Origin of the sequence: Pseudoalteromonas luteoviolacea CPMOR-1, assembly GCF_001625685.1 — a bacterium.
GTDB classification, from domain to species: Bacteria; Pseudomonadota; Gammaproteobacteria; order Enterobacterales; family Alteromonadaceae; genus Pseudoalteromonas; species Pseudoalteromonas luteoviolacea_K.
The window spans coordinates 64,679-73,802 of sequence record NZ_AUYC01000032.1; the positions used below are offsets into that span (position 1 = coordinate 64,679).

General features: G+C 39.4%; 11 protein-coding genes and 1 pseudogene. 4 read left to right on the forward strand and 8 right to left on the reverse strand.

Annotation, left to right across the window (positions count from 1 at the left end; genetic code table 11):
• Positions 1-81: 81 nt before the first annotated feature.
• Positions 82-984: pseudogene (locus N473_RS13960) on the forward strand (IS5 family transposase).
• 282 nt (positions 985-1,266) lie between these two features.
• On the opposite strand, the gene N473_RS13965 reads toward N473_RS13960, so the two are convergent.
• The 6 genes from N473_RS13965 to N473_RS13990 all read right to left on the reverse strand — a co-directional run bounded on the left by N473_RS13965 (position 1,267) and on the right by N473_RS13990 (position 6,355).
• Positions 1,267-1,638 (reverse strand): hypothetical protein, encoded by a 372-nt coding sequence (locus tag N473_RS13965; RefSeq protein ID WP_081221180.1) that lies wholly within the window; start codon positions 1,636-1,638, stop codon positions 1,267-1,269.
• A gap of 75 nt (positions 1,639-1,713) precedes the next feature.
• A complete protein-coding gene (locus N473_RS13970; RefSeq protein WP_063368449.1) occupies positions 1,714-3,072 on the reverse strand; it encodes a cytochrome P450 in 1,359 nt (452 codons plus the stop codon).
• 6 nt (positions 3,073-3,078) lie between these two features.
• Entirely contained in the window at positions 3,079-4,329 is a 1,251-nt protein-coding gene (locus tag N473_RS13975; RefSeq protein WP_063368450.1) for a condensation domain-containing protein, read from the reverse strand.
• A gap of 10 nt (positions 4,330-4,339) precedes the next feature.
• Positions 4,340-5,062 carry an SDR family NAD(P)-dependent oxidoreductase gene (locus N473_RS13980; RefSeq protein WP_063368451.1) on the reverse strand — a complete coding sequence of 241 codons (723 nt, stop codon included), beginning with the start codon at positions 5,060-5,062 and terminating at the stop codon, positions 4,340-4,342.
• A complete protein-coding gene (locus tag N473_RS13985; protein ID WP_063368452.1) occupies positions 5,059-5,715 on the reverse strand; it encodes a cupin domain-containing protein in 657 nt (218 codons plus the stop codon). The genes N473_RS13980 and N473_RS13985 overlap by 4 nt, the downstream gene beginning before the upstream one ends.
• The gene (locus N473_RS13990; RefSeq protein WP_063368453.1) at positions 5,702-6,355 is read right to left on the reverse strand and encodes a non-canonical purine NTP pyrophosphatase; all 654 of its coding nucleotides are present in this window, start codon (positions 6,353-6,355) and stop codon (positions 5,702-5,704) included. Before N473_RS13990 ends, N473_RS13985 begins: the two co-directional genes overlap by 14 nt.
• Before the next feature lie 538 nt (positions 6,356-6,893).
• Here N473_RS13990 and N473_RS13995 point away from each other — a divergent pair.
• Entirely contained in the window at positions 6,894-7,115 is a 222-nt protein-coding gene (locus N473_RS13995; protein ID WP_063368454.1) for a hypothetical protein, read from the forward strand.
• Between the two features lie 90 nt (positions 7,116-7,205).
• Here the strand turns inward: N473_RS13995 and N473_RS14000 are convergent, their stop codons facing one another.
• Complete coding sequence (locus N473_RS14000) at positions 7,206-7,679, reverse strand: GNAT family N-acetyltransferase (protein ID WP_063368455.1); 474 nt, start codon at positions 7,677-7,679, stop codon at positions 7,206-7,208.
• A 79-nt stretch (positions 7,680-7,758) separates the two neighbouring features.
• Positions 7,759-8,421, reverse strand: coding sequence for a DNA alkylation repair protein (locus N473_RS14005; RefSeq protein WP_063368456.1), 663 nt, complete (start codon positions 8,419-8,421; stop codon positions 7,759-7,761).
• A 358-nt stretch (positions 8,422-8,779) separates the two neighbouring features.
• Here N473_RS14005 and N473_RS27000 point away from each other — a divergent pair, with 358 nt between their 5' ends.
• Together N473_RS27000 and N473_RS26525 are read left to right on the forward strand one after the other, a co-directional pair.
• A complete protein-coding gene (locus N473_RS27000; RefSeq protein ID WP_081221183.1) occupies positions 8,780-8,869 on the forward strand; it encodes a bacteriocin in 90 nt (29 codons plus the stop codon).
• Positions 8,870-8,978: 109 nt separating this feature from the next.
• Positions 8,979-9,068, forward strand: coding sequence for a ComC/BlpC family leader-containing pheromone/bacteriocin (locus N473_RS26525; protein WP_196766414.1), 90 nt, complete (start codon positions 8,979-8,981; stop codon positions 9,066-9,068).
• The last annotated feature ends 56 nt before the right edge of the window (positions 9,069-9,124 follow it).

The window sequence follows — 9,124 nt, forward strand, 5'->3', positions numbered from 1 at the left end:
GAATGGCCTTGTTTCCTAAATAATTGAACTTCTAACCTTCTGCGTGATCAGATCAAAAAACATAACGCAACTTAAGCCAACATGACAAAAAAAATTAAGAACTGGTCTGCCTATAACCGAGCGTTGATACAGCGTGGCAATATTGCTATTTGACTCAGCGACGACGCTATTCAACAATGGCAAACCGCAGAAAAACATGGTGGGCGTGGTCGTTCAAATAAATATACTGACTTTGCAATTGAAACCTGCCTGACACTTCGGTCTGTTTTTAATTTGCCACTTCGAGCACTTGAGGGGTTCGTTAACTCACTCCTCAATTTAATGGATGCACCTATTCATTCCCCAGGTTACAGCTGTTTGTGCAAGCGAGGAAAGACATTAGATGTTCAATACCGAACCAAGCCAACCACGCAGGGATTTATTGATATTGTTGTCGATAGCACTGGCCTCAAAGTTTATGGTCATGGCGAATGGCATACTCGAAAACACCGAGCCAGCAAACGTCGAACTTGGCGTAAGTTGCATTTAGCGATAGATGCAGCCAGTCATGACATTGTCAGTGCAGAGCTATCAATGGTGAATGTATCGGATGGTGAAGTGTTAGGTGATTTACTGCGGTCTTTACGGCGAAATGTTGACCGAGTTACAGGCGCTGGAGCTTATGATACGCGTGATTGCTATGATGAAATTGCGGCTAAAGGTGCCGTGGCACGGATCCCGCCAAGGGAAAATGCCCAATATTGGGAGAAAGGTCATCCGAGAAACAGCGCCATAATATTAATGCATCAATTTGGTTTAAAACACTGGAAGGAAAAGTCTGGTTATCATGAGCGTTCGGTGGCTGAAACGGGCGTTTATCGTTTTAAACAGCTTACGGGTGACAAATTAACAAGCCGCACCTTCAACAGCCAACACACAGAAGTAATGATTAAAGCCAAGGTGATCAACACGATGAACAGGCTAGGTATGCCTGAATATAGGTAAAATGACAAGGCCGTCAGTAAAGGCCTATTTGATCAACAAGGCCATTATCCTCTCCTATTTGTTGAAAGCTTTAATTTATTTACCGCTATGAAAGAGTGGTGATGGTCAGAAAAGCCTGTATATTTAACATCGAAAAAGAAGGAATGGGTGAAGAAGCATCACTATGCTTGGTATTTTATGTCTGCTTTTTTCGAAAATAGCGATTGATTTGTATTCATCTATCAAATGAGGCCAATCCCTACCTTGCCCATTCCTTTGCTATTAGTTTGGTGTGTTGTTTTGTTAGTTACAGCTAGTGTCGTGACATAAAGTGACTCTGCTTGCTCTACACATGCCTAATTTATTTTTTGCAGCCGAGTCCGTGGTGCTTTGCAGTCGAACACGTGTTTGTGAAACTTGAGCTGATAGCAATGCACTATAAACCAGCTGCTTGTTGTCACTCGTATGAGGTAAATAGTAAGTATTCCCACAGTCTCCGGTATCTGTCGCACCAGCAGCAAGTGTTACCCAAACGCCATATTCATCGCTGCCATAAACCCAGGTATCAATTTTTGAAATATGTCCTTCTGGGAAAATAGAGTTATTTGCAAACGCCTGAACGGACAGAAGAGAAGTTGCTACTAAAAGAGTGTTAATCGTTTTTTTAAATTTCACTATTTTAAATATCCATTTCTAATTCGAAAGAAATTATATTGTACCTATTTTAACTTGTTTTTTAAAGAATATTTTCTATTTATGATATTTTTTTATTTTTAAATTTACTTTATTAACTTTCATAATTAGTCCGTCATGATTTGATAAAGTTGATCTGGCGTTAATATTTAATGGGTTTACGTTATCGTCTAGAAAACTTATTCTTGCATGCCTTAAATAAGTTACTAGCACACTCAGCATCTCTTGCATTGCAAAGTGCTGTCCGATACAGTTTCTATGTCCTGCTCCGAAGGGGATATAACTGCCTTTTTCATTTCCTGCACCCTGTTCCCAGCGAGTTGGAATAAAGCATTCGGGGCTATCAAAATTGCTGTTTAACCTGTGTACAACAAAAGGAGAGATAAATACTTTATCGCCTTTATTTATTTTATAACCATTTAGGTTTGTATCTTCTTGAGCACGCCTAGCACCAATTAACCAGACCGGTGGGAATAGTCTTAATACCTCTTTTATGAATGCTAGAGTCGCTGGGAATTTATCAAAGGACAACGGCTCACCACTGTTGTGATTGATAACTTCTTTATATACTTTATTGGCCTCAACCTCATATTTTGCCAAACAATACCAGCACCACATTAAGCTATTTGAGGTTGTTTCATGGCCGACGATAAAATAAGAGATCAGATGATCTTTTATATTTTCATTGGTGAGTGAGTTGCCTGTTTCATCCGTTGCTTCAAGTAAGGATGACAGTAAGTCACCGTGATCTACGAAGGGTTCACTCTTTCGTTTGTGGAGAATTTCATCAATGATTTGTTCAATGGTTTTACGAGTTCTTTTGATCCTTAGATTAAGTGGCGAAGGAAACCAAGCTGGAAAGTTGACTACACTTTCGAAGTTTTTACTGAGCAAATGATGCAGTTCATTCATCGCATCTGACACCACGCTGGTTTTTTTAAACTCAGATTTACTCAAGCCAAATAGCGTTTTGCAGGTAATCTGTAAAGACAGCCTTTCCATTTGGGTAGCTATGTCGACAGTCTCATCATGGTTAAGCTCAGAAACTGATTCTAAAGCATATTGCTCAAATACACCTTGGTAGCTTTGCAGGCGACGATGCATAAAGGCTGGTTGGGCGATTTTACGCAGCGGTTTATGTGTTTGCTGGTCGGCAGTCACGATACCTTGACCGATGGCTTTGCTAAGAATTTTCGTATCTCGGGTAGATTTTGGAAATTGCTTTACTTTACCGATAAGCACCTCTTGGATCATACTTGGATTAGAGAGCAAAGTGACTTTAAATGGCCCGAGTTTGAATTGCAGTACATCACCAAATTTACTTGCAAGTGTCATCAAAAAGTTGGCAGGGTCATCCATAAAGTTGATGCCCAGCCTGCTGATTTCTTTGTTGGTTACTTTTGGTATTTGCTTCATTGTTTATCAGTTACTGGCGATGTTTTTAATGGCGTCAAAGAGAGATTGGATATGCTTAACCACGTCTTCTTCACTGAGGTTATGAGGGTTGTATTCGATTAAAAAGTCTACCTGATCCACACCATGGAAATTTATAATATTCAACTGTAGCGGCAGGCTGTGATGTTGGTGAGACTCGTAGCTGAATGATGTTGGCATGCCTGGTGTGTCGCTGAGCTGCTCCAGTTCCATATAGCCAAACCTGAACTCACTCAACGGTATGTGTGGCGGCAATTTAAGGTCTTCATACAGTAGCTCTGGCGGTAGTTTTTTATGTCTATAGGCATTTTTTAATTGTGTTGAAACTTGCTGCGCTTGCGTTGCTAAATCTAGTTCATCTGATAATGAAAACTCATGAACTAACATATTTGCCATAAATGCAATTAAATTACGTTCACTTTTTTTGCGTCCGTGAACAGGCAAACCAACACGCAATTGATTTGAGTTAGGTAGAGGGAAATCTCGGTTTAATTGACGCACCCAAAGGGTCAGCATCAGTGTTGATATACTGAGTTCATGTTGATTTGCAAACTCAACGGTTGGTGCGAGTTGCGACCGAGGTAAAGAAAGGTGTATCGCTTTACTTTTTAATGGGTTTGAGGGGGAAAAAAGCCTAAATTCAATCGGTGCTGCTAAGTGATTTAGCCAAAATGTTTTGTCCTTTTGATACTGATTTGATGTTAAGTATTGCGCCTGCCCAGTGGCATATTGAATTGGTTCAAACTGAGTATTTGTCGGCGTGATACCTTTATCGTAGTAGTCTACGACTTGCTTTAAATAAGCAAACGCACTGTATCCATCACAAATTAAGTGATTGGCCAAAAAGGCTAGCCAAACTTGATTGTTTGGTAGTATGAAAATTTCATTTCTGTGTAGCGGGTACTCAAATGCAGAAATAGGCGTTGTAAATAACTTTTCTACTTTTTCATGGGCTGCTTGCTCTGCGCACTCAAAAGGAAGTGCAGATAAATCGGTGATGGGGTAAGTGTGCTCACAGTGAGCATGTTGATATTGCGCCACGCCACTGGGTGTTGGCTGAAAATAAAAGTCAAAGCTTGCGTGACAGGCCATCACAGCCTTTTGTGCTTCGACAAGTTTATTGGCATCTACCTGTGTAAATTTAATGACGCCGCCTGCGTTGGCGATAGGCAAATGAGGGGCTGCGCTGCAAAAAGCGAGCATCATATTTTGTAAGAGTGTGATCGGGATTGTATTCATACTGGTTTGTCTAGGTTAAGGTGAGACCACCATCAACCTTGATTACGCTACCTGTTGTCCAAGGTTGAGATAGTAAGTTATTAATAATAAATGCAATGTCGTTGACTGTGCCAAGCCCAAATGGGTGTAGATCCGCGAGTGCGTCAAGTCGCGTCTGTTGCTGTAAATCATCGTCTCGATGTAGGCGTAGCATGGGCGTATCGACACAACCAAGGGCTAATGCATTCACACTAATCTTTTTGGCAGCGCCAGCAATCGCCGATGCTTTCATAATTTGCTCCAGCCCTGCTTTGGAAGCGCTGTAAACGGCGCTAGTGGCAATGGGTTTTTCAGCAAGCGTAGAGCTGAGTAAAAGAATCGCACTGTTTTGCGGCATATGTTGAATTGCTTGTTCGCAAAGTAACAGAGCGGATACGAGATTCACATTCAGTTGTTCAGTAATGGATTTAACTTGAGTTTGTCCAAATTGTTCGTGATAACAGACACCTGCTGCGTAAATTAAAGCGTCAATAGGTCCGGCACTTTCATGTATTGACTGGAATAGAGTATGCGTTTTCGTAATATCAGCAAGATCGCAGCGCCATGGGATAAAACGTTCGAACGCATTCAACGGGTGACGTTTATCTATGGTTCTGCTGACACCAATGACTCTATCACCTTGTTTAAGGAGCTTTTTGCACACTTGATAGCCTATGCCAGAGCTAGCACCTGTTACTAAGACTGTTTTACTCATGTGGTCGTGATCCCTTGGTAGTAATTGATATTGGTAGGCAATATTGATTCTAAAGAGCTGGTATGGTGAACAACAATTTCATCTTCTGGTATAAATTTAGGGGTATCTATACACAATATGGTAGCCAGTTTGTCACTAAAATTATCGTAGCCGTGAACTGTACTTCTAGGCCAATCATAACTGCTACCAGGTTCTATTTTTTCGGTATTAAAAGAAAGACCTTCATCAAGTACCAATTCATGTTCATCCATTTGTAGGTGGATGTGCGCTGGAATAGACTGACCCGCGTCGATATTGAGTAAATAAATGCCAAACGTATCATTTTCAAATAGAATATCGACCGTACCAAAATGTTGCACTTCGCACTCAATTGTGTGACGTTGATATTCACCTTTTTGGTTATATTCAAGCAAAGGAGAGCTGACATTAATTTCAATATAGTCAAGTTGTTTGAAGCGGGAAAAAAGTAAATTAGGAATAATGACCAAAAACTCAGAAGCACTTATGTTGCATATTCGATCATATATGAATTGAACTTGTGCCTGAATTTCTTGTAGCTGAATTGAGCTTATCGTGTTTTGTAGACTGAGTTTAAGTTCAATTTGCAGGTCCGGTGCAAGATTAAGTTCAAGGTCTTGTTTATAAGGTGGCATGTAGCACCTCCTCACAGTATATTTGAGCTAGCGTGGCATTAGGTGTATTTAAAAAATGCGCTTTGAGCTGTTTAAATGCACAGGCCCTTGGGTGTAATTCATTTCTTTTATCAATGGACATCGAAGCGAATGTTGAACTCAGTCCCTGTGGTATAAATATGGGCTCAAATCCAATGCGGTTACTGCCTTTGGCTCGCCAACTTATTGTGCCTTGTACTTTACCGATAAAGGTGTATACATCCCCGCATGGATAAGCGAGGCTAAGCGCACACACCATATGTGCTCGCCGATCGTTTTTGGACGCCATTCTTGTGAGTAGATGTTCAATCGCATATTCGAAACCACCTGCTTGACTTGCCCACCGCGCTGTATATAAGCCCGGTAAACCATTTAGTGCATCAATACATAGGCCGCTGTCATCAGCAATGGCAGGGCGCCCTGTAGATCGTGCTGTTGATAGTGCTTTAAGTTCTGCATTTTCAGCAAAGCTGTCTCCGGTTTCTTCAATGTCGTCAAGGCCCAATGAATATGCCGAACTAATTTGTTGGTAATATGGTTTTAATAAGGCTTCAATTTCTATGATTTTACCGGTGTTTTGGCTTGCAATGACTATTTCGTCGTAAATAAATGGCTCAGTCATACACATCCTCAGAAGTGTTTGTTGTACACCTTGCAATGCAGCTTATAGCGCAAATGTGGACGAAATGTGTAAAGTTTTTGTTATCTGATTTTATGGCTGGTAGTCATTGTTTCCTACGAAGTACGGGAGTTAAATCAAATACAGTGTTGTTGGCCACATAAATGCCATGGGAATCATTTATATTTGATAAAGCTGTATGTATTTTAAGGTTTTTTTGCTTGGAGATACAAAGAATAGATGCACATATTTAGGTTGGATAGACAGATTACACCAAATTATACTACTGATTTAGTTGCTTATGTTGCCCGTGAGTTTGTTTTTTAGATGATTTATCTAAGTCATAAAGTGCTTGATTTATATTGTATTTTTCATTTCTTCATTTGTTTTTTAAATCTATGTTTCTATTTTAAATTTTTATTCTATTCAATATTTGTTAGGTAAACTTTTGTAAAGTTGTGTTTTTGTATTTACGCCTTTTTAATTTTTTAATATGTTTTATTCGGTTTATAAAAAGTGATTAAACAAGGGAGTTAATAAAATGAAATTAAAATCAATGTTATTTGGTGGGGTAGTAGCTGTGGCGATGACACTCGGTGTGCAATCAACGGCTCATGCATACATGACTATTCTGGTAACTTGTATAGACAAAAATAACTATAATTATTTATGGTCATCAAAGTCTATCTTTAGGGCTCAGTTTCAAGCTGACTTAGATCGTTGTCGTCGTGATGGTGGTTTAGCAGAGGTGGACTATCTATAGGTCTTGAATTGAGTATGCACTTTTTATAAGTGCATACTTTTAACTTAGGTAAGACATTTTTTATATTTGAATCCCGGCCAATCAGCATTATTAGTCAATTAATGACCTCTTCATAATATAGTTTGGCCCAGCTGGACTACCTAAATACTTCTCGCCAGTGTCTGTAAATCCAGCTTTTTTATAACATTCATAAGCTAACGTATTGCGGCAGTTGACGGTTAAGCAAATTTGATTAAATTGTGGGTAGAATGCTTTTAAAAAAGAGAAGAGTGCAGCAGCAGCTTGCTTGCCAAAGCCTTTTCCTTGTTGGCCTTTATCGATGACAAATGCGCGGATCCCAACGCCATCTTCTGGGCAAAAATCGTATTTTTGCGCATAGGCGAGATCAAGCTTAAAATAACCAATCACCTCTTCTTGATGTTTTATGACATGCAAATGTGTGGTGTCGCATATTTCTTCTAAAAACTCTGACGCAGTGCCTGCAAATTCAATTTGATCCTGTTCGATTTGGACGCGTTTTACCTGCTCAAGGTATCTATCACAGAGCTTTGTTATCGTTATCATGGGATGCTCTTAATTGTTATAAAGTAACAAAATCATAAATGATAACGGCGAAAATTACCATAACGGGAACAGCTTGGCTTTACAGTGACATCAACTCAGCTTTGGCTTGCTTATCTAGTTTCTCAAGTGCGTATCGAAATGCCACACGCGGCATCTCTTTGTGATGTGTTTTGAGATAGTCAAAGACTTCATTGGGTGAGGTTTTAGAGAACACTTTGAGTAACCAGCCATAGCCTTTTTGCACTAAATCATGCTCATCATTGAACAAGAGGTCGGCAGCGTTTAAAGGCGCACTTTGCGGATATTTTCCTTTATTTAACGGGTAGATTAAGATCACGGCAACGGCTCTTCTAACAGCAAAATTGTCATGTTTAGCCCAAGCATGGGTTTTATCTATTAACTGTGGGTACTGCACAATCAACTCACCAAAAGCATGCGTGCAAAAATCGTCACAGTCATACCAATCGGCCACGTACTCGAATAGCCAGCGTTCAAACACCTCAAATGTGCTTGGGGTATATTGTTTTTTAACTCTAAATGCCCAGTCAAAGGCGATTAAACTGATCATCCATTCTCTTGACTCAAGTAGCTGTTCACAGTGTTCAAACACTGTATCGATATGATGATCAGGCAATGCACGGTACAGAGTTACTGATATTTGTCGAGCTTGTGCTGTTTTGATTTTTTGTTCAGGGTAGCCAAGCTTTGCAAGCGCTTGGTGTGCGGCGTCTTTGATATGCATAGTGTATTTCAGTAAGTAGTTTTAAAACACGGTAGCTGAATTATAGGAAAAGCTCAAAGTTACGCATAAATAGATGACAAGTGAGGCTTGAAAAGGTTTATATTTTTATTTTTGGAAGGTGAAATAGCTCTCACCAATTAAATACCTTTAGTTTATATACAGTTCATATTTATTCAAATCCTGCTTGAATTTATGAATTATTTTTACTATCGCTGGTTTTTTGAAAATGAATGTGAGCTTTGTGGTTGTTTCAGTGAAATGGTATATTGATTTGTGAAAATAGAATGTTAGGCTGCTTTTAGCGTAGAATACTTGATTTTATTAAAGCGGCTACCATAGGTTGTATAAAGAGGCGTAAATGAAAGAACTAAATACAAGTGAGCTGAAAAAGGTTACCGGTGGAACAGGTGGTTCAGGAGCCGGCACTTTGGAATTACCTCCCCGCTAGATGCAGAAAACCGACGTCAGAATCAATGAAGGTGCTACTCTTGGTTTACTTAATCGGTGGATAAATAAATTTGGTTGAAATATCAAGCTATAGAAATTTGGAATTTGAAATGAAAGAATTAAAAACAGATGAATTAAAAAAAGTGGCTGGTGGTAGTGGAGGCTCTAGCTCTTCTAATGTTGAATTACCTCCTCGTTAAAAAGAAATCTAATGATACTTCAATATCATTTTAAGACATTTCATTGAATAGAGTGT

Excerpts from the sequence above, each read along its gene's own strand:
- N473_RS13970 (WP_063368449.1), bottom strand. The coding sequence starts at position 3,072 with ATGAAGCAAATACCAAAAGTAACCAACAAAGAAATCAGCAGGCTGGGC.
- N473_RS13975 (WP_063368450.1), bottom strand. The coding sequence starts at position 4,329 with ATGAATACAATCCCGATCACACTCTTACAAAATATGATGCTCGCTTTT.
- N473_RS13980 (WP_063368451.1), bottom strand. The coding sequence starts at position 5,062 with ATGAGTAAAACAGTCTTAGTAACAGGTGCTAGCTCTGGCATAGGCTAT.
- N473_RS13985 (WP_063368452.1), bottom strand. The coding sequence starts at position 5,715 with ATGCCACCTTATAAACAAGACCTTGAACTTAATCTTGCACCGGACCTG.
- N473_RS13990 (WP_063368453.1), bottom strand. The coding sequence starts at position 6,355 with ATGACTGAGCCATTTATTTACGACGAAATAGTCATTGCAAGCCAAAAC.
- N473_RS13995 (WP_063368454.1), top strand. The coding sequence starts at position 6,894 with ATGAAATTAAAATCAATGTTATTTGGTGGGGTAGTAGCTGTGGCGATG.
- N473_RS14000 (WP_063368455.1), bottom strand. The coding sequence starts at position 7,679 with ATGATAACGATAACAAAGCTCTGTGATAGATACCTTGAGCAGGTAAAA.
- N473_RS14005 (WP_063368456.1), bottom strand. The coding sequence starts at position 8,421 with ATGCATATCAAAGACGCCGCACACCAAGCGCTTGCAAAGCTTGGCTAC.
- N473_RS27000 (WP_081221183.1), top strand. The coding sequence starts at position 8,780 with ATGAAAGAACTAAATACAAGTGAGCTGAAAAAGGTTACCGGTGGAACA.
- N473_RS26525 (WP_196766414.1), top strand. The coding sequence starts at position 8,979 with ATGAAAGAATTAAAAACAGATGAATTAAAAAAAGTGGCTGGTGGTAGT.